Source organism: Pedosphaera parvula Ellin514 (genome assembly GCF_000172555.1).
GTDB lineage: Bacteria > Verrucomicrobiota > Verrucomicrobiia > Limisphaerales > Pedosphaeraceae > Pedosphaera.
In genome coordinates this window covers 93,820-117,045 of sequence record NZ_ABOX02000006.1, presented here as the reverse complement: position 1 = coordinate 117,045, position 23,226 = coordinate 93,820, and the positions used below count along the sequence as shown (strand labels likewise).

Below are 23,226 nucleotides of genomic sequence, written 5' to 3'. Positions count from 1 at the left end.
AGGCCCAGGGACATTTGACGGGTAAACACGATTACTTTTGCTTGGCAGTCGTTCCTGACTAAGATAATAATAAAAATTGTTCTCAACGGCACACGAAAAATCGAGCCCGGTTTTCGCCAGGCACCATGAAGAACCGAGAAATCACACTGCAGGGCGAAGCGGACCGCTCTCCACGGGAGTCTCTTTTAGATGACCTTACCAGTCTGGCAGCCCGAATCTGCCAGGTTCCGTATTCCTTGATCTGCCTTTGGAAACATGGGCAGGCACAACCCATTTCGTGGTTTGGTTTAACCGCCGGAGAGGCAGAGGAAATTGGCCGTTTATCAGTTCTTTCAGAGGAACAAACCGAGGAGCTTATTCTGGAAGACATTCAGAAGAGCGATCGATTTGCGGCAGAACCATGGCCGGGAGGAGAAGCGCCCATGCGGTTTTACGCCGGGATTCACCTGCTCCATCCATCCGGAAAGATTCTGGGACTACTATGCGTTCTCGACCGAAGACCACGTAAGATGACCCGGGAGGACCAACTGGCACTCCGGAAATTAGGCCGGTTGGCGTTGACGGAATTAAAGCCGGAACAACTTTTGATCCGGACAGTGAGGAAGCCTGGGATTCCAAGGCCGACCAGGGAAAATGACCTGGTGCGGGCCTTGACTCTCGCGAGGAACGGAGCCGAAGAAGACTTGCTCCGGGAACGAAACCTTTCCGACTCCATAATCAACAGCCTCCCGGGGATATTTTACCTGTTTAACAAAGGAGGAGAGTTTCTTCGATGGAATCGCAACTTGGAAAGGGTAACTGGCTATTCCAACTCGGAGATAGCCGGCATGAGTCCCTTGGAATTCTTTGGCGATGGCGACAAAAACCGGATTGCCGAGCGGATCCAATCCGTGTTTGAGAATGGGCAAGCTAATGTAGAAGCAAACCTTGTATCCAAGCTGGGTGATGCAACGCCTTATTATTTTACCGGCACCCTGATGTTGTTTCATGGCCAGCCTTGTGTGCTCGGCATGGGCGTGGATATCACAGAGCACAAGCGTGTCGAATACCGGCATCTGGCGCTTTCGAAATTGGGAGAAAGCCTGAGTTCGGCCACGACTCCAAAGGAAGCGGCACGTATTATTGGAGATGTTTCTGACGAGTTATTCCATTGGGACGCCTATTCGTTGAATTTATACAGTCCTAATCAAGATAAGGTGCATCCGGTGCTCAACGTGGACACCATTCAGGGCCGGAAGCAGGAACTCTTCATACCGTTGGTGGATAATACTCCCAGCATGCGGTCGCGGCGGATATTGGAGGCCGGAGCAGAACTGGTGTTGAAAAACGAACCGCTGAAGCTTTCTCCCGACACCTTTCCATTTGGGGACCTGGCCCGCCCTTCGGCCTCCATCATGCTGGTGCAGATACGGAATCGCACCAAGGTGATTGGAATCCTGTCCATTCACAGCTATCACATCAACGCGTATAAGCAGGAGGATTTGCACCTGCTGCAAAGTCTGGCGGACCATTGTGGGGGGGCGTTGGAGCGTATCCGGGCTGAACAAGAACTGAAGAGTTCGGAAAAACTTTTTCATTCGATTTGGGAAAACTCTGTTGACGGGATGCGTCTGACCGACGAATCGGGAATGATCGTGGCCGTAAACGAGGCTTTTTGCCGACTGGTGGGCATTCAGGAAAATGAGCTGGTTGGAAAACCATTTACCACCATCTATTCGCAGGCCGAGAATCACGATCAGCTGCTCTTTCGATACCGCCAACGTTTTAAAAACAAGAACGTGGAGAAGACGATTGAGCGCAAATTGACCATTCGGAGCGGCAAGACTGTCGATTTGGAAGTAACCAATTCTGTCATCGAACTGCCCGAGAGCAAGCGGATGGTGTTGGGATTGTTTCGGGACACCACAGAGCATAAGCGCGCCGAGGACGAACTGCGGAAATCCGAGGCCCAGCTGCGATTGGTTTGGGAAAATTCGCTCGATGGCATGCGATTGCTGGATGAACATGGCATTTTCCTGATGGTAAACGAAACGTTTTGCCGCATGGTGGACAAGCCGCGCGAGGAATTACTGGGGCGATCACTCGCCAGTGTGTACGAACCGGGCCAGGCGAAGAAAATCGCCCAAGTCTTTTGTGAGCGTTTCCGGGAACGATTGATTCCACCACACCGGGAGAAAGAGGTGACGCTTTGGAACGGGAAGGTGTTGTTTTGGGAACTCACCAATTCGCTGTTGGAGGTGGAGGAACAGCCTACTCTTTGCCTGAGCGTCATCCGGGACATGACGGTGAGCAAGCGAGTGCAGAGGAAAATCCAGCAACTCGAACAACAACGGGCCCTGGAAAAGGAACGCGATCGGATCGCCCGCGACATGCACGATGATGTGGGCGGGAGTTTAACACGCATCACGCTGTTGAGTGAAATTGCAGAAGCCGAAATTGCCTCCGGAAAGATCGTGGCCCCGGAGGAATCCAGGGCCAGGATCCAAAAGATTTCCGCCATGTCCCGCGAGGTGGTCAGGAATGTGGATGAGATTGTCTGGGCCGTTGATCCGGGAAATGACAGCCTGGAAAAGTTTGCCAGCTATATCTGCCATTTGGCGGAAGAACTGCTGAAAGTAACCGTGATTAATTACCGCCTGGACGTGCCAACCATGCTGCCGAACTATTATCTCGGCTCCGATGTGCGCCATAACCTGTTTCTGGTGGTAAAGGAATGTTTGAACAACGTGGTAAAACATTCGGAAGCGACTGAGGTATCACTGCAGATGGGGATTGCAGGGACGGAGTTTACGGTTACGATTTCAGACAACGGCAGAGGGTTTGAAACCGGCAAGCTAAAGCCGTTCTCAAATGGTTTAGGCAATATGCGCAAGCGAATGGACAAAATCGGCGGAGTGATCACGTTGAAGAGCCAACTTGACCACGGCACCACGGTAGCCCTGGCGATCAACCTGGAAAAATGAATTTCATTTAAAATGCGAATTACATATTTAGGTAATTGTGCTCAGAGTCGTTTATTGGTAGGAAACTAGGCTTACAGATGGCTATCACTATTGCAGTTGTAGATGATGATGATGAAATACGTGAAAGCTTCGTCTTTCTGTTGAATCAAGAGGAAGGTTTTCGTTGTGTGAGCCAATACCGGACGGCCGAGGCGGCGATGGTGGGAGTTCCGATGGATGAGCCCAACGTTCTGCTGATGGATATCAATCTGCCCGCGATGAGCGGCATTGAATGTGTGCGGAAATTGAAGGCCACCATGCCCGGATTGCTGGTTGTCATGCTCACGGTCTATGAGGACACGGAAAAAATCTTCCAATCACTCGCGGCAGGCGCCTGCGGTTACCTGCTGAAACGGACCTCGCGGGGTGAGTTAAGCCAGGCCATCAAGCAGGTGTATGATGGAGGTTCGCCGATGTCCAGCCACATTGCCCGCAAAGTGGTCCAGTACTTTCATCAAGTTCCAGCGCCGAACGAGATCGCGAGCCTTTCCAAGCGGGAGGAGGAGGTGTTGCATCACCTGGCCCAAGGCTATCTTTACAAGGAAATTGCGGATCGTCTTTCCATCAGCATTGATACCGTTCGCAAGCACCTGAACAGCATTTACAACAAACTCCACGTCCATTCCCGCACAGATGCGGTGGTAAAATATCTGCAGAAGTAGGATTTAGTGGCCATTTCTGTTGGGGTTGAAGAAAAAGAAAATCAAAAGTCGGCCCCCTCATGAGACTGGCATATCCAATAACTATTGGAGGCCGCTTTTCAGCCCCAACGGGGCGTTCCATACCAGCCTGGGGTGAAACCCCAGGAAATCATCAACAAAACATCAAAGCCCTAAAGGGGCGCTCTAATCCCATACATAGGCCTCGTCATACTCGACGCCATATTTTTTCAAAAACATTCTGAATTCCTCCTGAAAGGAGCGCGTGGCATGATGCTTTTCCTGTTGATCAATATAGGCACATAAAGCATCCAGATCGGTCGGACCGACCGAGAAACAACCATAACCGGTTTGCCATGCGAATGTCGCCAGGCTTGGAGACTGTGTTTTCAACCACTGCGATGAGGAGGTTTTCAATTTTTTCACCAGTTCTGCAATGGTAATATTCCGTGACAGGCGAATGGCCAGATGCACATGATCGGCCACGCCCCCCCACCCGATGGCACTCGCAATCAACATTGCGCGCGACGGTGGAGAGATAGGCATGGAGTGTGGGGCGGGTATCAATATCAAGGAAAGCGTAGCGTTCCTTTGTGCTAAAAATGATGTGAATGATGACCAGGCTCAGGGATTGCGGCATGGTCATGATTTAAGGCAATGGTTTGAATTTTGCCAGTCCAGAGGGGACGTTTCGGGCGCCCTTTCAGGGCTTAGCTGTTTGGGGTGGGCCCTTTCCTGGGGTTTCACCCCAGGCTGGTATGGAGCGCCCCGTTGGGGCTGGGAAAATTTGGACTGAAAATTATTTGTCTCCACGCGTCTCTTCGCGGGCAGAGAGCACCTTGCGTGAAGGAACGTAAGTGGCGATAAATTCCCTTCGAAATTCGGCAAAGGTGCCGGCCGCCAGAGAAGCGCGAATATCTTCCATCACCTTGAGGTACATATGGGAGTTATGCACGCTGAGCATGCGGAGGCCCAAAATTTCATTCACATTCAGCAGGTGGCGCAGGTAGGCACGTGTGAAGTTTTTACAGGCATAGCAGTCGCATCCTTCCTCGATGGGGCCAAAATCGGATTTATTAAACCCGGCCTTGATGCTGATGGTGCCTTTGCGGGTGAAAGCAGTGCCATTCCGGGCGACACGGGTGGGCAAAACACAATCAAACATGTCAACTCCGCGCGCCACCAACTCAACCATTTGAGCCGGGGTGCCGAGCCCCATGGCATAACGGGCTTTGGTGGCTGGCAGAAATGGTTCCGTGTATTCCACGGCTTTCATCATCTCAGGTTCGGGTTCGCCAACACTGACGCCGCCGATGGCATAGCCATCGAATTCCATCGGCACCAGCGCCTTGGCGCACTCTTCCCGCATGGCAGCGTTGCTGCCGCCCTGGACGATGCCGAAGACCATTTGACCATGGGCACGGGGCTGTTCCCGGCATTCCTTCGCCCAACGAATGGTGCGTTCGACGGCGGCACGCATCTCGCGGATTGGACTATCATGCGGCGGACATTCGTCAAAGACCATGGCGATATCGGAGGCTAGCACTTTTTGGATGTGCATGGCTTCCTTGGGTCCAAGGAAAAGGAGCGAGCCATCCAGATGGGAGCGAAACTCGACTCCGTGGGGTTTCACTTTACGGATTTTGGCAAGGCTGAAGACCTGGAAGCCACCGCTATCGGTCAGAATTGGGTACGGCCAATTAATGAATTTATGCAGGTCACCGGCGGCCGTGATGATATCGAGTCCGGGGCGGATATTTAAATGATAGGTGTTGCCGAGAATTATCTGGGTGCCCATATCCAGCAATTCGCGGGGATCCAGGGCCTTCACGCTGCCTTGAGTTCCCACCGGCATGAAGGTGGGAGTATTGATGGTGCCACGCGTCGTGATCAACCGTCCCAGGCGCGCCCTGGAATGCGGATCCGTTTTTAACAATTCGTACATGAACCGAAGGTTTAATCAGGAAAGAGGTGGTTTGAACATGATTTTTTTCGGAGCGAAAGTTCAATCACGCAGGGGACGGGAGCAGGCGACATCCGCCCCACACTAGCATGCCCCAATGAAAAACGCCCCTGCAATGAAAGCAGGGGCGCAGAATTCAGGGATAACAATTTTGAACGAATTGGCGTTATTTAAAAGATGTGTGGGCTTGCAACCATTGCACGTCCGGGTTAAAACTATAAGGAGAAACCGGACCGTTATTAAAGCCAGCCCCGGGGCTGGAGTAGATTACCCTGGGCAAATGATCCAGATACCGCCACTTATGAACCTCTGCATGTCCATCAACGAAGGATAGACCAACTGCACCGCCATGAACGAGTGACGGGACGTCTATCCACCCTGAAGCAGGATCCATTGCAACAGCAAAACCACCATCATTGATAAAATCCGGATGTTCATCAATGAAAACGAAAAGCTCGGAAGGCCTGGTGACCTTGGATTCTTTCTCGTAAACATTCCATCCAGCAGATTGAGGGAGCCAACCGCCTCGATTTGGGTTTATGATATTACCATTTGTATTGGGACCTACGGCCTGGTTCATCGAAACGCTGCGAACACGCAAGGCTCCTTTGAGGCCGGAGAATTGCGTACTCCGATCAGCGGGGCATTTATAAATTCCAGAGTTTTTGCCTGTGTAAGGAGCCAACCTGGCACCCTGAGTAACGTCTGTCAGATAGGCTGTATTGGTATCAGCACCATTGGGCGTCCCATTAGCATAATTCATCGATCCATAAATCCAGCCGCCAGAAGAATCATCCTGATTAACAATATAAGTACCGTTGTTCTCATCGGCGTACATCTTGAAGGCGAGAATCAACTGCTTGTTGTTGCTGGTACAGGAGATGGTCTGCGCCTTCATCTTGGCCCTGGCCAGGGCGGGCAACAGGAGTCCGGCAAGAATGGCGATGATAGCGATCACCACCAGGAGTTCAATCAGGGTAAACGCGCCCCTTCCAGGGGTGGAGCGGAGACGCACAGTGGGTTTTAGATTTGAGTTGCGCATACGAGTTAAATTGGGCGCTGAGTGTTTTACAGAACTAATGGCTATGCGTCGAATATTAATTGTTTCTCTTACGTAGTCAACTGTGCTTTTGCATGCACATGGGTAACTCCGCCCGGCAGTTAAGCCCGGTATTTCAGCTCGCTCAAATGTAACTCAGAGTCACTAACTTTTTACAAGTAGTAACGTCACCCAGTAAAGCAACCTGAGATCGCGCCGAATCGGAGAGTGCCTGATGGGAAAATTGATTTAAAACATAACTGCGAGCCGGGAGGCTTTTGATTAAAGGAAATGATTGCACGCAGCTTCGGATGCCTTTGTTTTCTCTCCAGTTAAAATCCCCCTGCGGTTTGGACGTTTCATCAGGAGTCTGGCACAGCTTCACGCGGGGAAAGCGCAGAACAACATCTCCTGCCTGCAAATGGTATCACCGAGCCACCTAACGGGGATGGCTTTCTAAAGAGGAAGGGAAAAAACAATTTAATGGTTATCTGAGAGCCGATGTCTTCGACTGCAGCCACTGAACATCCGAGTTATTGCCCGTGTTATTAAAGGAGAAGAGAGTTGAATACATTACCTTGGGCAACCTATCCAAATGCTGCCATTTATGAAGCTCTGCGTGGCCATCCAAGAATGAAATGCCGACTGCGCCCCCATGAAGAGTTAAGGGAACATGGATCCAACCGGAAGTTGGATCCATGGCGACGGCAAAGCTCCCATCGTTGATAGAAGCGGATGTTTCCCCTCAAGGTCTCCACTGGAAACGATGTTTCCCCTTCACGGGCAACCCATGGATGGTTTATGATTTACAAGTGAGTGAAGGCTACCTATCAGGGCATTCTCATTTAACAAGAGGCACTTACGCCGGGCGTTCCTGATTCGCCCTCGGACGGTGAGTGTGCTAATCTAAGAGTCAGATAATTGTGATATTATGAAAAAACTTGGGCTTGGTTGTGGGGTGGTGCTGTTGATCGTGATTGTGGGCGTGATCATTGTGGCAATGGCCGGCGCCGGAGGTTATAATCGCCTGAACACGTTGAATCAGGGGGTGAACAGATCCTGGGCACAGGTGCAGAATGATTATCAACGGCGGGCTGATCTGGTGCCCAATCTGGTCAATACAGTGGCGGGAGCCGCCAACTTTGAGAAATCCACCCTGGTTGAAATTACCCAGGCCCGGGCATCGGTGGGACAGGTCAAGGTTGATCCCAACAACGCACCGACTGATCCTCAACAACTCGCAAAATATCAGCAGGCGCAGAATCAACTGGGTGGAGCCCTGTCTCGATTATTGGTGGTGTCAGAGCGCTATCCGGAGTTGAAGGCAAACACAAACTTTCGTGACTTACAGGCGCAACTCGAAGGGACGGAAAATCGGATTGCGGTGGCCAGGAGAGATTTCAACGAAGCTGTTGCAGCCTATAATACGAGATTGAAGGCGTTTCCCACGGTTTTGTATGCGGGTTTTTTGGGATTCAAGGAAAAACCTTACTTCCAAGCCACGGCGGGTGCTGAAGCGCCGCCCAAAGTGGAGTTTAATTTCGGGAATCCGCCGGCCACGTCCGCTCCGGCAACCAGGTAGCAATCTGTGAAGCAACTGTGTTTTATCCTCGGGCTGATCTGGTGTTTTTGCCTCTCGGCTGCGGAGGTCATCCCGCCCGCACCGAAACTTTATTTCAACGATTATGCACATGTGGTCTCGGCGGGCACGGCCCAACGTTTGAACCAGCAATTGGAGGATTTTGAGCGGCAGACTTCGAGCCAGCTTTTGGTGGCGATCTATCCGAAAATGGAGACGGATTCGTCCATTGAGGATTATACGGTGCGGGTATTTAGGGAGTGGAAGCCGGGGTTGAAAGACAAGAATAACGGGGCGGTTCTCTTTGTTTTCGTGCAAGAGCACAAAATGCGGATTGCAACCGGCTATGGACTTGAGGGGGCGATGCCGGATGCCATTTGCAAGCGCATCGTGCAGGATGAAATTGCACCGCATCTGAAACAGAATGATTGGGATGGCGGAATGACGGCAGGAGTGGCCGCGATGATGGCGGCCGCAAAGGGTGAATATAAAGGGACTGGTGGAACGGTCGCAGATCAAACCGGACAGAACGGCAGCCACAGCCTCGGGGGCATCATTTTCCTGGTAATCGTGGGGTTTTTCATTCTTTCCTTCTTCTTCCGCGGGCCGAGAAGGCGGGGGTATTCAGGCTGGACCATGGGCAGTGGCGGCTTTGGCGGTTGGGGTGGCGGGGGTTGGACATCAGGCGGTGGTGGGGGGAGTTGGGGAGGCGGCGGTGGTGGTGGCGGAGGTTTCTCGGGAGGTGGCGGATCCACTGGAGGCGGGGGAGCGAGCGGGAGTTGGTAGAATCTTATGAAAGCAAGGGATTTCATCAGCAAACTGGATGATAAACATATTGTGTCTGCCATTCAGAAGGCGGAACAGACGACGTCCGGTGAAATCAGGGTTTTTGTCAGCCGACAAGAGCCGGAAGATGCCATCGTGGCGGCGCAGGCACAGTTTACAGCCCTGGAAATGCACAAAACCTCAGAGAGAAATGGCGTGTTGATTTATGTCGCGCCGAGAGTTCAAAGATTTGCGGTGGTTGGTGATCAGGCAGTGCACGAAAAGTGTGGGCAGGAGTTTTGGGAACTGGTGGCAAGGGAAATGACGGGTCATTTCAAGAAGTCCGAGTTTACACAGGGGATTTTGCATGGGGTTCACAAGGCGGGTGAACTGCTCGCACGGCACTTTCCCGGCAAGCCCGGTGATAAAAATGAGCTTTCGGATGAGATCGGCCGTGATTAGGCGTCGAGGGAGAGTTCGTAAAATCTTGTTTTGATTTTCAAAAAGGGTTCTATAATCGGGTTGCTCATGGAAGACGTCAGCCCAATTGAATCCGTTCCGCAACTTTCCCAAGGTATTTCTTCTGGTCAAATCCCCATCCGCACGGTGGAGGTGACGGGCATGACCAATCGAGAATTTCTTGAGCTTTACGCCAGTCCGGGACGCATCGGGCTCTCCGGTGGAATCACGTTGATTGATAAGGCGATTGCCCGGGCGGAGCGGCACGTGGATGCGGCCAAGGCATGGGGTTCATGGTCGCACGCCTTTTTGTTCCAAGGCAAGCGGCATGATGGGCATCACTGGGTGATTGAGTCGGATTTGCAGGTGCATCGGAAGCATATCCAACTTGGGGTGCAGGAAAATCGCGCCACCAAATATCATGATGAGGATCTGTACAGCACGCTGGCAGTCCTGGATTTCGGGCTTTCGGAGAAACAAGTATCCACCCTGCTCTGCGAGGCGCTGGATTTGGTGGCGAACCGGGCGCGTTATTCCGTGCGGGAATTGTTCGGCACCATGATTGCGCTGCGTGATGCGAAGATGCGCGCCGAGAGGAATCCATTGGCGCGCGAGAGTTCGATGTATTGCTCAGCTTTTGTGCAGCATTTGTTTCGCAAGGCGGAGATTGAACTGGCACCCGGAGTGCACGCGAAAAATACGACGCCGGAGGATATTTCCCGCACGCCGGTGCCGCACGTTCGGTATGTGTTGAAGCGGGAGATGACACCGCACAGGATTTCGCAATTGAGGACCAAATTTAAGAGCCAAGTGCGGTCGAGAATTGATCACCTCAAGCAGAGGGTGAAAAAGAAAAAAGGATTGAGTGCGTGATTGTGTTGGGGCGTGCGGATTAGATCGGAGGTACTGCCGCCCCGTTGGGGCTGATTTTATTTGCACCTTTCCAGGGGCTCACGCCCCTGGCTAATGACGGCGTCCCTTTGGGACTCTTTAGGATCTGTTGGAACTTTAACTTAGTCAGTCTCCACAGAAGCACCGGCTTCTTCCGCAGCCTTCGCGGTGGCTTCCTCAATAGCTTTGGCTTCGGCTTCGGCTGCGGCAGCGACCTTCATGGCAGCGCGGGCTTCTTCCAAGGTGGCGTAGTAAAGGCCCAGGTTATGTTGGGCAGTCTTGTCACCCTGGCGCGCAGCTTTGCAGAACCACTTCACGGCCATGGCTTCGTTCTTTTCCACGCCGCGACCGGTTTGATAGCAGAGACCCAGATTACATTGCGCAGGGGCGGTTTCCTGCTCGGCTGAAGCGAGATACCATTTGACTGCTTCCTCGTAGTCCTGAGGCACTACCTGGCCGCTTTCGTAGAAAACACCCAGATTGAATTGGGCCTGAGGTTCACCGCGTTCGGCAGCGGCGTGATACCACTTGAAAGCTTCGGCATAGTTTTGGGGTACGCCCTGCCCGGTCTCGTAACACACACCCAAATTGAATTGAGCAGCAGGGTCGCCCTGCTCGGCTGCTTCGCGGAACCAGCGGGTGGCTTGGCCCAGTTCCTGAGGCACGCCCAAACCAGCCTGGTAGCAAACACCCAGATAGCATTGGGCGGCGGAATCTTCCTGTTCGGCGGCACGGCGCAGCCATTTCACGGCTTCGACATAATCCTGCTGAGTGCCCTGGCCGGTTTGATAACAGATACCCAAATAGCATTGAGAGGCGGCATCCCCGCTTTCCGCTGCCTTTTTCAGGTCCTCAAACGTGTTCCATGTCGCCTGGTTCGTAGCCATGATGGTGTTGGTGGTCGGTAAATAGTTTTAATGGCTTTGCCGACTCAGGGTCATATTAAAGTCGCCTACCCCAAATTCAAGCCTCGTTTTATTTTATAAGACGATAAAAACGAATAAAAGGTGACAGAATCCAGTCGAGTTTTTTAGCAGAAATAGTAAAGTAACGATAGCTCTGGATGCCACTATGAACGCCTATCAAACTTATCGCAATCTGCCCGCCCTGGCCGGAATCTGCTCGATGCCGGAGGCCATGAAACCGGGGTTGTCCGTGGAGGCATGCGTCACCCGGTTAAAACGTTATCACTACGCCTACAAACGTTTGCATGAGATTTTCACGGCCCGCCTCACCGCGGAACCGATTTATGAGTTGAAGATGGGTTTCAGCCTGCACTCGCATTATTGCGCCGAGCATGTCTCGGCCTTGCGCAAGCGGGTGGGCGAAATGCGCGAACCACCGCTGGGTTTGGAGGCAATTCCGGGCGCGAATCTGGAAATCTTTTTCGATGAAATTCTTTGTAGCCCGACGACTGAGGAATTGCTGCTGGGGCTCTATGAAAAAGCGGTGCCGGCGCTGAAAGCTGCGTTGGAGCAGCATTTGCAGGATACCAATCAACTGGCGGATCATCCGAGTGTGCGCATCTGCCGATTCGCGCTGCTGGAAGTGGAGGAGATGGAGAAGTATGGCCGGCAAGCGATCGAGAGCCTGGTGGATGCGAAGTGCCGTGAGCGGGCCAAATCATGGCTGGAGATGTTGGAAGAATGCCTGGAAGCGGCTGGGAAACTGGATGGAACTGGACAGCTTTCCGAAGATGTGCCGACCGGACGTTTTTATTCCGCCAAACCCTATAAGTATGACGGCCATCCCAAGCGCGACGAACGGTTTCCTGATCCCTATAACATGGGGGTGAATGCCGAGGTATTTCTTTACGACGAGCAATACCCGCCCGCGCCAAAAACATTGATGATGTTTTACAAACGACTGCGGGAGATTGATGTGCCGGAGATGATGGCGAGCATCATTGCGGAAACGGAGGATAAGCCGTGGGACTATTATCGCGACATGACGCGGCAGCTTTGGGATGAGGCGCGTCATGCAATGATGGGCGAGGTGGGCTTTGCGAATCTGGGTATTGAGTGGCCGAAGCGAGTGATGGTGAATTACACCTGGTCGCTGGCGTTGAATACACAATTGAAACCGATTGAACGTCATGCGGTGCTTTACTTTATTGAGCAGGGGTTGATGCCGAAGACGGGCAAGCGGTTTGAATGGGAGGTGGGACTGGCCTCGCAAAATCCGCTGTCAGGATTGTTTCAAGATTACGATTGGGCGGATGAAGTGCTCCACGCGCGGATTGGTCGCGACTGGTATGTGAAGGATTTCAAGAATGCTTCCGAGGCGGTTCATTACGGGGATGAATGTTGGTCGCGGGTGTTGATGAACTGGGAATCGTGGAAGAAGCAGGGATTGACGCAGCATCGCAACTGGTGGCCGGAGGTTTACAAAGCGGCGTGTGAACGCTGGGGTATCAAGCCTGATCCGAAAGTGCTGTCGTATTCGACCACTTACCAGACGGTGCGGGCGGATTTGAAGAATCTGGTGGGGTCTGCATGAGTCTGAGACAGCGGCAATTCCCGTCGCCTGTGCGGCTTCACTCACTTCTGGTTTGAAAGCCACCGTTCGCTGTTTGGGCGCGGGCGCAGTTGTTATTTTTTAGGCTTCCCCCGCCCGTTTTCATTTTTCTGAAGGTCTGACTCGCCAAGGACAGCGCGCAAGAGACCGGGGAATCTTTGTTCCAGATCGGCGCGACGCAATTCGTTAAATAGCGTGGTTCCCTTTCTCTGCGTCGCCACGACTCCAGATGCCCTCAAAATGCGGAAATGATGCGACAGCGAAGACTTGGGCATGTCGATTTTAAAACATCCGCATGACAACGACTCGACTTGTGCGAGTTGCCGGACAATGTCCAGTCGGATCGGATCGCTCAGGGCGTAAAGAACACTCGTGAGTTCCAATTCGTCCACCGAAGGAAATTTGGGCAATTGTATTCTCATAATTTTTCAGACCTTGACAGGTTTCAACTTGGTTCTATTGTTCGATTGTCTTCGAACAATCAAACTATACTACAAAAGGTTAAATTATGAAAGCGTGGATACTCAAAGGTTTTGGTCGTGGCAACCTTGAAATGTCAGACGTGGCAATCCGCAGGCCCCTTGAAAACGAGGTAATGATCAGGGTGAGCGCCGTTTCCCTCAATTACCGGGACAAACTGATAATCGAAAAGATCTATAATCCTGATATGAGTTTTCCACTCACGCAGGTGGCGGATGGAGTCGGCACCGTGGTGGAATGCGGCAAAAACGTCACCCGATTTCGGGAAGGCGACCGTGTCATGACGCAATACGCCACGCGCTGGATTGATGGCCCGCCGCAATCTGGTGAATATCTCCACACCCTGGGAAATACCATCCCTGGTGCGCTGGCTGAATATCTTGTGCTAAATGAGCAGGCGCTCGTTCTCGTGCCGGATTATCTGGACGATACCGAAGCTGCGACCCTGCCATGCGCCGCCCTGACGGCCTGGTATTCACTGGTGGAAAGAGGCAATCTCCAACGGGGAGAGACAGTGTTGGTACAAGGCACCGGTGGAGTGTCAATCTTTGGCTTGCAGATATCGCGCATGCTTGGCGCGGACGTGATTGTGACGTCGAGCAGTGATGCGAAATTGGAGCGCGCCAAATCCCTCGGCGCGACCCATACGATCAATTACACAACAACTCCCGACTGGGATAAAACCGCTCTTGAATTGACCTCACAAAAGGGAGTTGACCAAGTCCTGGAAGTCGCCGGAGGCGGGAGTTTGATCAAATCGCTGAATTCGCTCAAGGCTTTTGGCCACATAGCAATCATTGGTTTTCTCGACGATATGACCTCGGACCTTCCCCTCTTTCCGGTGCTGGCGAAACAAGCGACACTGCGCGGAATCTCCACCGGCCCGAGGCGCGCTCTGGAAAGAATGAATCAGGCATTTGCCCAATTTAAAATTCATCCGGTCATTGACAAGGTTTACTCATTTGAGGATGCCCTGGCTGCATACGACCATCTTTATCAAGGTGCATTCGGCAAAATTGTCATACGCGGCCCGGGCCATTAATCATGCGCCAGCCGACGTTGAACAATTGAAGGGCTGTGACCAAGTGGGACCGGCGGTGTTGCGTACGCTTGCATGCGTCACGCATCTGATTATTCTGAAGGCATGAAATTCCTTCGGCCTTTTCTGTGCGGCGCAGCGGCGGCGCTCATTGCGTGCGGCTGCTCTTCGACAGACCCAAAACCTATTTCCAGGCGGCAAGCTGAGGTTACCACGAAGGCTTCTTCCATGAGCAATGCGGTTGAGCAGCCAATCTTCCCGGTGATGGCGTGGAATTCTGCGCCGAATGATCCAGCGGTGTTGAAAAAGATGAAGGAATGCGGATTGACAGTGGCGGGATTTGTCGCGCCGGGAACGCTGGATGCGTGTCAGGCTGCGGGATTAAAGGGAATAGTCTGGGATGCGCGCACGATGGGATACGACTGGACGAAGGTTGATGCGAACGTGGCCAGGAGCAATGTGGCGAGCGTGGTCGCGGAAACGGGAAAGCATCCGGCCACCTATGGATATTATTTGCGCGATGAACCGGGTGCGGACTTTTTTCCAGGATTGGCAACGGTGGCAGGGTTCTTCAACGAGATGGCTCCGGGAAAATGGGCTTACATCAATTGCTTCCCGAACTATGCCGAGAACTGGCAAATGCACGCCACGAATTACAATGATTACCTGGAACAGTTCGTGAACACGATTCATCCCACGACGTTGAGTTACGATCATTATTCCATCATGGACGATGGTTCGTTGCGGGACGTTTACTGGTCCAACCTGGAGCAGATGAGTGCGGTGGCGAGAAAATATAATCTGCCGTTCTGGAACATCGTGCTTTCGGTGGGGTCATTCAATTTTCGGGAGCCAACGGCGGCGGACTTTCAGTTCCAGGTTTACAGCAGCCTGGCGTATGGAGCGAAAGGGATTGCCTATTTCACTTACTTTGCGCCGCAGGTGGGGAACTATCGCATGGCGCCGATTGACCAGTTCGGCAATGAGACGGCCAACTGGCACAACATGCAGAATGTGAATCTGCAGATTCAGAAGCTTGCCCCCACCCTGCTCCAGCTGAAATGCGATGAGGTTTATCATTTTGGTTCGATTCCAAGTGGATGCAAAGGGCCTTCGACCAACAGCCTGGTCACAACGGTTGGCGGACAGATGGTGGTTGGGGATTTTACCCATAAGGATGGCACCCGATATGTGATGCTGGTGAACAAGGATGTGCAGAAATCGATTCCGTGCGGACCGCAATTCCGGAAGGCTCCCAGGAAGGTGCTGAAGGTTTCCCCATACACGGGCGACCTCGTTGCGTTTGAGGGGGAACAGGTTTGGCTGGCTCCGGGCGCCGGGGTGTTGTTACGGGTGGAACAATGACGCGAAATCAGGCACGAAACTCTGCTTGGAATCCAACGACGTTGGGTCTAATGTAAGTCAAAACGCTGTTACAACAGCACCAAATGAGTTTGGAGGTATCCATATTAACCTTGGTCGCATTCGTGTGGGGGACGTTCTTTTATCGCGGCCACCTGCTCGGAGACGACGAGACTTATAACCGCAAGTGGCTGGTTAAGTGGACGATTAAAGGGGTGATTTTTCCTCTCGTTCTGTGGACGATTTTTAACTCAGGCATTTCGTCACGGTTGCCGCCGATCTTTACATTTTCAAACTCACCGAACTGGTGGATTCGGACGTCGGGACAAGTGTCACCAGGAGTCAGCATGGTGGCTACCTATTGGGGAGCAATCACCCTGGCCTGGTGGCTGGTGGTGGTGGTGATGCGTTCTGAAAAGGAGAGCCGGAAGGATTTTCTGCTGGCGAGTTTTATCTGGTGCGCGTTGGTGACACCGATCGCCGGCCTGATCCTTTATTCGGGCGGATTGCCGACGCTGGGATATGCTGCCGTGATCTGGATGTTGCCGCTGGTTCATTCGAGTATTTCACTCCTGGTTGAAGAGAAGACAGCCCCGATGTATTCGCGGGCGGTTGCGGCGATGAAGTTCGGCAAATACGCCGAGGCGGAGGTCGAAGTCATCCGCGAGCTTGAGAAATGCCAGACGGATTTTCAGGGCTGGATGATGCTGGCTGAACTTTATGCGAACCATTTTCATGATATCAAGGAAGCGGAGCGGACGATTTCCGGATTAATCGAAGAGCCGGAAATGACGGCGACGCAGGTGGCGATTGCGCTGCATCGGTTGGCGGATTGGGAACTCAAATTATGCGAGAACCCGATAGCCGCGCGGAAGGTGCTGGAACAGATTTGCAAAAGATATCCGGATACGCACTTGGCGAAGATGGCGTGGTTGCGAATCAACCAAATTCCGGAATCATCGGAGGAATACAAAGAGCAGCAAAAGGTGAAGACAGTGCGCATGCCGGCGCTGAGCGGTGGCCTGCTGGGGAGTGGCGATGGCGAAGCGCGGAAGATGGATGTGAATGTGGCGACGTTGCAGGCCAACCAATGCGTGGAAAAGCTGAAACAGGATCCCAATGATGTGGAGGTGCGCGAGCAATTGGCGCGGATTCTGGCGGAGCAACTGGGTTCTGTGCTGGCAGCCATGGAACAAATGGAGTTGCTCATCAGCATGCCGGAGCAGTCGGAGAAAAAGATCCCGGAATGGTTGAGCCTGATGGCCTCGTGGCAGATTAAATATCGTTCCGACCATGCGGCGGCGCGGAAGATTTTGGAGCGTCTCATTCATGACTATGCCGCGTCACCGCAGGCTTTCACGGCGCAGAGGCATATTCATTTGATGGAGGAAGAGGAGCGGATTCAAAAGCGCAAGGCGGCGGAGGTGAATGCGAAGCCGAAGGTGAGGTTGGCGGTTTAGTGTGCTTTTTTTAGCTGAACTTCCTGTTGCTGGGATTTTTTCAAACGCATTTAATAATTGACCTACGTGAGCCACACATCGAATCATCTTTTAACTGACGTTAACCTGGCAGGGATCGGGTTCTCAGAAGACGGACGAACCTTAACTATTGAGTTTCTGAACATGACGGATGGACAGCCGTGTGCCCGGTTAATCGCAAATGGCGTCATCCTGCTGCACTATCACAATATCTTCGACAGTGGCGATGGTTTGGCTGCCTATGTTGGAGAAGTGACCGTGCAAGAACTTGGAATGGATGAGTCTGGTTTGGTTTTGTCGCAACTCGGTTATGGCTTCCGTGGCAGTGGAATGGAGCGCCATAGCATGCTGATTCACATCGAGGGCGGAGAAGTTGCGGTGGACATTGTCTGCTCTGAGTATCATCTGATCGGCCATGCGTCGAATGGCTAATGGTTAATACCCAGCCTCAAACATCCCACTATAGAATTATAATGCACATAAACCACAGCCCCAAGGAGTCGACTATCGAGATAAGCAGCAAGTCTGCTGAGCCGTTGGAACTTGGAAATGCTTTCATTCGAGGCGATAAGTTTGCGATTAGCGCAGAGAAATCTTCGAAGCGGTTTTACCCGGAGGCTTTTGAGCGGCTTGTATTCCTGCCAGCGAAAGAAAGCAAAGCGCAATTGACGATCACAGTCGATGGACAACAACTGGTTCTTTCTGGAGGGATTGAAATGGCGAAAAAAGGTGGGCCAATCGATTTTAAACTTTTTTAGCGGCGAAGTCTTAGAAGGGCAGCACTTTCATTTGGACTATTTTGATTTTGAAGAGAATGGGATTCTTGCACCGACGAATTTCCATCTGATTTTTGCGGTGGCGACGGTTCATTAATTTAAATATTGCGGCCATGAAACCTGAACATCGAGAGCAAATCGTCAAGTTGCTGGAACAAGTAGTGACAAATGAAATCACTGCAAAACGCGCTATTGATTCATGGCCGAATATTGATGAGGAGCAAGACGCATTGATAAAGAGTGCGTGGCACGAATTATATCATTTTTACACTGATGAAGATATTCGCAAAAAGGACGCGGCTTATGACCAAGAACGCAGAGAAGTTATCAGTAAGTTTGTTCAGAGAATTAAAATGCAGACTGATAATTGAATGCTCGCGCTCAACAGGCCTGACTGGCCAATTAGGAAGAAATAATTTGGATCGTTGGTGATGGAATCGCAGATCGCCTCCGCGCTTGGCACGATGAATTGGATTGGATCGCAAGGGAGGTCAGGGAAGCGGCGCAGCGCGTTCCCTACCTTTCAATTGATTGCTGGCGCGGGGATTGCATCGCTGGTCGCTTACGCGAGTTGGGCGTGATTGGATTTGAATCCTGGGCCAGGTCAGTGCGGCGCGTACGGAGTGACGCGCCCTACCTGGACGGCTGGCGGTTGGACGGACTCATCTGGGCGCGTCCGCGGATAAGCTCGATGGGCCGAGCAGAATCACCGACGGTGCTTCAATTCCGGGGTCCTTCCGGACGGGCACCATTCCACACGGACACCGGCGTCATTCCACCAAGTTATTGATTGCTGGCGCAAAGGATGGAGTCGCGGGGTGCGTTCGCGTGCAGGCTCGATGGGCTGAACACGGTGGCCGACGAGGTTAGAATTCGAGTCTTTCCAGACGGGCACCAGTCTCATTCCACCGATTAATTGATTGCTGGTCGCTTACGCGAGTTGGGCGTGATTGGATTTGAATCCTGGGCCATGTCAGTGCGGCGCGCAGCGGAGTGACGCGCCCTACCTGGACGGCTGGTTGCGGACGGCATCGTAGATCGCCTACGCGTTGACCACGGTGAATTGGATTGGAGCATGAGGGAGGTCACGGAAACGGCGCAGGTCTTTCCAGACGGGCAATATTCCCTACCATAAATTGATTGCTGGCGCGGGGGATTGCATCGCACTTCAAATTGGACTTTCAATTGGTTGGGGCTGATGGGATGGTTTGCGGCATGAGATGGGGTGAATTTGCCGGGAGTTTGATTGGATTGTCATGAGCACCATGATTTCAGCGAGCAGTCCTCCGCGAAGTGTGCCGTTGTCCACGCGGTTGGTGGTTTTGTTTGGCGGGACTTTCTCGACATTCGGGTGGTTTTTCTTTGGGTTTGGGATGTTTTTTGTTTGGGCTATGGGGGTCAAGGGAGATTACACGTCTGCCTTTGTGATGCGGGGAAAGTTGGAAACTGCGAGTGCCGAAGTAACACAGGTTGACAGCACGAGTTACACGGAGGGAGGGGGCAGGCACAGCAGAGGCGTGCCCATTTATGCATACCATTATAAGTTTGAGACCGGCGGGACGGGCTTTGAAGGAATCTCGTATAGAACAGGAAGGATAGGCAAGAAGCCGGGCGGTCATATGACGGTCGAGTTTCCCGCAGGCAGGCCGGATCGCTCGCGAATTCAGGGAATGCGGCGGGCGGTATTTGGGCCGTCGGTGGCGATGGTATTCCTTTTTCCCATGGTAGGATTGGGAGTGGTGTTGCCGGGGCTTTGGCGGGGATTGAAGAATATTCGTTTGCTGGCCAACGGTGAAATGGCCGAAGGACGATTGGTCAGCAAAACGGCGACGAATGTGCAAGTTAACAAGAGGACTGTGTATGAGCTCACCTTCACATTCTGCGACTCGCAAGGGCAAGTACGGCAGGCATCCACCAAGACGCATCTGCCGGAAAGGCTGGAGGATGATCGGCGGGAAGTTTTGGTTTATGATCGCAACGATTACAAGTATGCGGCGCTGCTCGATAATCTGCCGGGTGAGCTTGCGTTGACGGAACGGGGTGAAATAAAACCGTGCAGGTTTGGGGCGGTGTTGAAGGTGATTCTGGTGCTGCTGCTCGTGTGGAGCGCGGTGGCAGGCGGATTTGTGGTGAAGCTTTTTCAGAAGTAAGCGGAATAGCATAACGAATGGGCAGTGATCGACATTGCAGCAAATGGAAAGTGATCAGAAGGCCAAAGGGCTTGGTGATTGCTGGTTTGGTTGTTGCCTTATTGGGCGGAGTGGCATGGCACTTCGCGAGTGATCCGGACATGCCTATTCAAGTTTTTGGAACCTTGGCGCCTGAAGATGTGAACCAATTGAAACGACTTGCGCGCCACGAAGCATGGCACAGGGCTTTTCCGGATTTCTCCTGGAGCACGATTCAGCAGCTCCCAAAAAAACTTAGACCGATAAGGGCTCACGTTTTCGTTATGCTGGTTAGCGACAATGGAGATGTTTCGGTAACAGCAACCGTAGAGCGTGGCGCAAATATAGGTAAAGGCCCAACCTACTCCTACCACTTTGCAAGGAGTTCGAATAGCTGGCGTTGTACTGGGTTTGCTGAAGTCGGTGTAGTACATATTGAGACCAAGCCGTTCGAGGTGGCACCAAACCCATATTCCAGCTTCTCATTTGAGCCAGGCAAACACTGATCCCGAATTCAGCGGTGGAAAAAACCGCTCCATGTTAACGAATAGGACTGAGCTTCTTGTGAGCGCTGATAATCCGCAAAGTGAGATAGGTTTCCTTGTCACCCGATTTTTCTGCGAGCAGGCCGACGATTCCGGCGCAACCTAGAAGCGGTGGTCGCGGCGGAGCCACAACCAGCGTGGTGATTAATGCCGGTTGGTCATTCAACTGGAGTGCGAGAGGATAAGCGTAACACGGTGTCTGCGGCGTCAGATTCCATTTTGAGGCGTCCATGGTGGTCACATATTGACTTTCAATCTTTAGATTCACGTCTACACCCAGATGACTCGCGATGGACCAGATGGATGGCAGTTTCACGACTTTTTCAAAAAGGGTGTCGAGCCCGGGCGTTGCCTGGACGAGTTGAACGTAGGACATGAGTGCGAAGTCCGCCCCGGCAATCGCGCGCTGTTCGGGCAAACTTAATTGCAAAGCAGTCATGGCCTTTTTGCCCTCAGCAACCTGGGCTTCGGTAAATGGCCGCCCACTCATGAGGAAGTTGCCATGCACATGGTTTTCCTTTATTCGGCAGGTCGCCGTACCGGCTTGATCCAGACCGAGAGCGAGAAATCCCTTGTTCAAGGTGATGTGCGCTTTCTTGTCTTGAAATTTGGGCGGCTTGCTCCTGCCAGTGGTTTCTGCGAAAGGACCGAGCAAGCGCAGGTTCACGGGTGTGAGGCCGTTGGTGAACTCCATTTTGTCTCCCGCGCCGACATAACAGACCGTCGGCGGACCGGGTTTACGTGCCTGTTCCTCAGCGGTCGGAGCGGCGACCTCGACATAGAGGAGCATTTGTGTTTTGTGGCCGCCCTTTTCGAACAGCGTGATCAGGGCGGTGAGCGAGTCGCCTGGATTGAGATTGTCCGTGTTGTCTGGTGTATCCATTCCCTCGATGGGAATGTTGTTGGTGCGTGCGGTTTCCATCAGCGATGGATAAAGTGCCACTGGCGCCAGTTTGTTGAAATCCGGTTTGATGTCTTCGCCCCTGAGTTGGACGGTCAGCAGGACGACGCAAAAAGCCGGTGCTATGCGATGGAGAAAGACCATAAATGTAACCCGAGAACACCTTGATTCACTGTCACTGCACGTTGAAGAGACAGGGATGCCTCTCGTTTGTTCAAATCTGTGCTGAAGCGAACCGATGTCCTCAGCCAGGATTGTTAGCTGTTAAAGTCGATCATATCATCAATAGCATACCGAAACCACGACCAGAATGAGTCGAATTCCTCCATGTTTTCATGTCCAGAGGAAGTATATGCATTTATAATTTTCACGGTTTCGCCGCAGCCTTTTTCAAGACAAACAACATCGTCACTTCCTCCGCGATGGGCAATCGGGAAAATCTCTCTTTTATATCTATCGCGAAGCGCCGGATAGACATTTAACGCAAACTGAGTGTTTACAAGTCGCCATGGTGCAAAATGCACAATGCCTTGTTTAACCAAAACTATGAACCCCGGTGGATATTCAAACCAATCGGGCAAATCAGCTTTTGCGGCAAAGTATTCGCTCTCTTCCTTCATGGGATTAAGCGCCTGGAAGGAGTGGTGGTTTGCCGTGGGATGAAAGTTGATTATCTGGCGGCGGAGGTTGGAGTTGTTGGACGACGCAGTAGGGAAGCATCATCGCGGCACCGAGGACTAGGTGAGCGAGAATTTTGGTGTGGTCTTTTTGCACCTTCTCCTGATTGGCCTTGATTTCGACTTTTGCGGGGTCAATCCATTCGAGGTAGGTGAGGAATTGATCGCGAAACTCGTCGTTGGGAAATCCGTTCCATTTTAGGGAATAGGATTGGCCTTCTGATTCCAGGGTCATGGTCGAAAGCGCGGCTTGGACGAACAGGCAGGTGAATTGGGATAGGAAAGCTTTTCGCTCGTTCAGGCTTAATAATGGTCTTCCCTTTCTTTTAAGACCGAACACCGGGAAAGCATTACTGAGAATCAGCAGCACAGCGACGCGATGGAGGGCGGTGGGAGAGGTGAAGTATTCGCGCAGGATGCGTCCTCCGACGGTGCTGATGTGGTCAAAATCCCCCTTCACTTCAACTGCATCAACTTCCACGGCATGACTGTGCTTGGAGTGTGTGGAATTATAGAAGTTTACCGATGCCTGAGCTATATGCTGAAGTGAACTGATGTCCTCAGCAGTATCGTCGCTAAAAATCCCCATTCCAGCCTAAAGGTATCAGGCTGCTGGAACGACTTTGGCAGCTCCGATGTGGAAAGTGTTATCGAGCGAACGCTTGATGTTCGCCGGAGTGGCGAGCGCAGAGGAGAACCGGAACCGCGCATTGACTCCACGCGAAATGAGTGCGGGCACCTTGGAAGGTGGTGTGGAGGACACTTTTAGTATGACCGTGGTGCTTTTGGTGTTTTTAGCCATAACATCCATTCTGGTTTTCGCGCCGTCTATATGCGTTCCTGAGCTCTTATTCGGTTTTAACATAACCACAGCTTCCAATGTGCTGTCAACTCTCTTAGGTTGCCATTAAAATGTCATTGTCCCA

At 52.3% G+C, this 23,226-nt stretch carries 23 protein-coding genes and 1 pseudogene; 15 read left to right on the top strand and 9 right to left on the bottom strand.

The window, feature by feature from the left end:
• Window positions 1-125 precede the first annotated feature (125 nt).
• Both CFLAV_RS06610 and CFLAV_RS06605 read left to right on the top strand, forming a co-directional pair.
• Complete coding sequence (locus CFLAV_RS06610) at window positions 126-2,963, top strand: PAS domain S-box protein (protein ID WP_007413892.1); 2,838 nt, start codon at window positions 126-128, stop codon at window positions 2,961-2,963.
• 77 nt (window positions 2,964-3,040) lie between these two features.
• Window positions 3,041-3,664, top strand: coding sequence for a response regulator transcription factor (locus CFLAV_RS06605; protein WP_007413891.1), 624 nt, complete (start codon window positions 3,041-3,043; stop codon window positions 3,662-3,664).
• Between the two features lie 183 nt (window positions 3,665-3,847).
• Here CFLAV_RS06605 and tnpA read toward each other — a convergent pair.
• The 3 genes and pseudogenes from tnpA to CFLAV_RS31950 all read right to left on the bottom strand — a co-directional run bounded on the left by tnpA (window position 3,848) and on the right by CFLAV_RS31950 (window position 6,666).
• Window positions 3,848-4,301, bottom strand: a pseudogene (gene tnpA / locus CFLAV_RS06600) (IS200/IS605 family transposase).
• A 159-nt stretch (window positions 4,302-4,460) separates the two neighbouring features.
• Window positions 4,461-5,606 carry a tRNA guanosine(34) transglycosylase Tgt gene (tgt, locus tag CFLAV_RS06595; protein WP_007413889.1) on the bottom strand — a complete coding sequence of 382 codons (1,146 nt, stop codon included), beginning with the start codon at window positions 5,604-5,606 and terminating at the stop codon, window positions 4,461-4,463.
• Between the two features lie 184 nt (window positions 5,607-5,790).
• Window positions 5,791-6,666 (bottom strand): type II secretion system protein, encoded by an 876-nt coding sequence (locus tag CFLAV_RS31950; protein ID WP_007413888.1) that lies wholly within the window; start codon window positions 6,664-6,666, stop codon window positions 5,791-5,793.
• A 928-nt stretch (window positions 6,667-7,594) separates the two neighbouring features.
• Here CFLAV_RS31950 and CFLAV_RS06580 point away from each other — a divergent pair.
• From CFLAV_RS06580 to CFLAV_RS06565, 4 genes are all read left to right on the top strand, one after another.
• Complete coding sequence (locus CFLAV_RS06580; RefSeq protein WP_007413886.1) at window positions 7,595-8,245, top strand: LemA family protein; 651 nt, start codon at window positions 7,595-7,597, stop codon at window positions 8,243-8,245.
• Between the two features lie 6 nt (window positions 8,246-8,251).
• Window positions 8,252-9,028: a TPM domain-containing protein gene (locus CFLAV_RS06575; RefSeq protein ID WP_007413885.1), complete on the top strand. Its 777-nt coding sequence runs from the start codon at window positions 8,252-8,254 to the stop codon at window positions 9,026-9,028.
• 6 nt (window positions 9,029-9,034) lie between these two features.
• Window positions 9,035-9,469 carry a TPM domain-containing protein gene (locus CFLAV_RS06570; protein WP_007413884.1) on the top strand — a complete coding sequence of 145 codons (435 nt, stop codon included), beginning with the start codon at window positions 9,035-9,037 and terminating at the stop codon, window positions 9,467-9,469.
• Window positions 9,470-9,535: 66 nt separating this feature from the next.
• Window positions 9,536-10,339: a hypothetical protein gene (locus CFLAV_RS06565; protein WP_007413883.1), complete on the top strand. Its 804-nt coding sequence runs from the start codon at window positions 9,536-9,538 to the stop codon at window positions 10,337-10,339.
• Between the two features lie 140 nt (window positions 10,340-10,479).
• Here the strand turns inward: CFLAV_RS06565 and CFLAV_RS06560 are convergent, their stop codons facing one another.
• Complete coding sequence (locus tag CFLAV_RS06560; protein ID WP_007413882.1) at window positions 10,480-11,244, bottom strand: tetratricopeptide repeat protein; 765 nt, start codon at window positions 11,242-11,244, stop codon at window positions 10,480-10,482.
• 184 nt (window positions 11,245-11,428) lie between these two features.
• Between CFLAV_RS06560 and CFLAV_RS06555 the strand changes: the two genes are divergently transcribed.
• The gene (locus CFLAV_RS06555; protein WP_007413881.1) at window positions 11,429-12,856 is read left to right on the top strand and encodes a hypothetical protein; all 1,428 of its coding nucleotides are present in this window, start codon (window positions 11,429-11,431) and stop codon (window positions 12,854-12,856) included.
• Between the two features lie 92 nt (window positions 12,857-12,948).
• Here the strand turns inward: CFLAV_RS06555 and CFLAV_RS06550 are convergent, their stop codons facing one another.
• Window positions 12,949-13,296: an ArsR/SmtB family transcription factor gene (locus CFLAV_RS06550; RefSeq protein WP_007413880.1), complete on the bottom strand. Its 348-nt coding sequence runs from the start codon at window positions 13,294-13,296 to the stop codon at window positions 12,949-12,951.
• 86 nt (window positions 13,297-13,382) lie between these two features.
• Between CFLAV_RS06550 and CFLAV_RS06545 the strand changes: the two genes are divergently transcribed.
• From CFLAV_RS06545 to CFLAV_RS06505, 8 genes are all read left to right on the top strand, one after another.
• Window positions 13,383-14,396, top strand: a complete 1,014-nt coding sequence (locus CFLAV_RS06545) for a zinc-dependent alcohol dehydrogenase family protein (RefSeq protein ID WP_007413879.1) — start codon at window positions 13,383-13,385, stop codon at window positions 14,394-14,396.
• Window positions 14,397-14,498: 102 nt separating this feature from the next.
• Entirely contained in the window at window positions 14,499-15,758 is a 1,260-nt protein-coding gene (locus CFLAV_RS06540; RefSeq protein ID WP_040547274.1) for a hypothetical protein, read from the top strand.
• An 83-nt stretch (window positions 15,759-15,841) separates the two neighbouring features.
• Window positions 15,842-17,215, top strand: coding sequence for a tetratricopeptide repeat protein (locus tag CFLAV_RS06535; RefSeq protein ID WP_007413877.1), 1,374 nt, complete (start codon window positions 15,842-15,844; stop codon window positions 17,213-17,215).
• A gap of 66 nt (window positions 17,216-17,281) precedes the next feature.
• Window positions 17,282-17,665 (top strand): hypothetical protein, encoded by a 384-nt coding sequence (locus tag CFLAV_RS06530; RefSeq protein WP_040547272.1) that lies wholly within the window; start codon window positions 17,282-17,284, stop codon window positions 17,663-17,665.
• Window positions 17,666-17,706: 41 nt separating this feature from the next.
• Window positions 17,707-17,991 (top strand): hypothetical protein, encoded by a 285-nt coding sequence (locus CFLAV_RS06525; protein WP_040547270.1) that lies wholly within the window; start codon window positions 17,707-17,709, stop codon window positions 17,989-17,991.
• 131 nt (window positions 17,992-18,122) lie between these two features.
• Window positions 18,123-18,380, top strand: a complete 258-nt coding sequence (locus CFLAV_RS06520) for a hypothetical protein (protein WP_007413874.1) — start codon at window positions 18,123-18,125, stop codon at window positions 18,378-18,380.
• Between the two features lie 885 nt (window positions 18,381-19,265).
• On the top strand, window positions 19,266-20,159 hold the full coding sequence (locus CFLAV_RS06510) for a DUF3592 domain-containing protein (RefSeq protein WP_007413872.1): 894 nt from the start codon (window positions 19,266-19,268) through the stop codon (window positions 20,157-20,159).
• 17 nt (window positions 20,160-20,176) lie between these two features.
• Window positions 20,177-20,683 carry a hypothetical protein gene (locus CFLAV_RS06505; protein WP_007413871.1) on the top strand — a complete coding sequence of 169 codons (507 nt, stop codon included), beginning with the start codon at window positions 20,177-20,179 and terminating at the stop codon, window positions 20,681-20,683.
• A 34-nt stretch (window positions 20,684-20,717) separates the two neighbouring features.
• Here CFLAV_RS06505 and CFLAV_RS06500 read toward each other — a convergent pair whose 3' ends face one another.
• The 4 genes from CFLAV_RS06500 to CFLAV_RS06485 form a co-directional block, all read right to left on the bottom strand.
• A complete protein-coding gene (locus tag CFLAV_RS06500; protein WP_007413870.1) occupies window positions 20,718-21,767 on the bottom strand; it encodes a hypothetical protein in 1,050 nt (349 codons plus the stop codon).
• A gap of 113 nt (window positions 21,768-21,880) precedes the next feature.
• Window positions 21,881-22,243: a hypothetical protein gene (locus CFLAV_RS06495; RefSeq protein ID WP_007413869.1), complete on the bottom strand. Its 363-nt coding sequence runs from the start codon at window positions 22,241-22,243 to the stop codon at window positions 21,881-21,883.
• A 4-nt stretch (window positions 22,244-22,247) separates the two neighbouring features.
• Entirely contained in the window at window positions 22,248-22,889 is a 642-nt protein-coding gene (locus CFLAV_RS06490) for a hypothetical protein (RefSeq protein ID WP_007413868.1), read from the bottom strand.
• 15 nt (window positions 22,890-22,904) lie between these two features.
• Window positions 22,905-23,102 carry a hypothetical protein gene (locus tag CFLAV_RS06485; RefSeq protein ID WP_150107304.1) on the bottom strand — a complete coding sequence of 66 codons (198 nt, stop codon included), beginning with the start codon at window positions 23,100-23,102 and terminating at the stop codon, window positions 22,905-22,907.
• Window positions 23,103-23,226 lie beyond the last annotated feature (124 nt).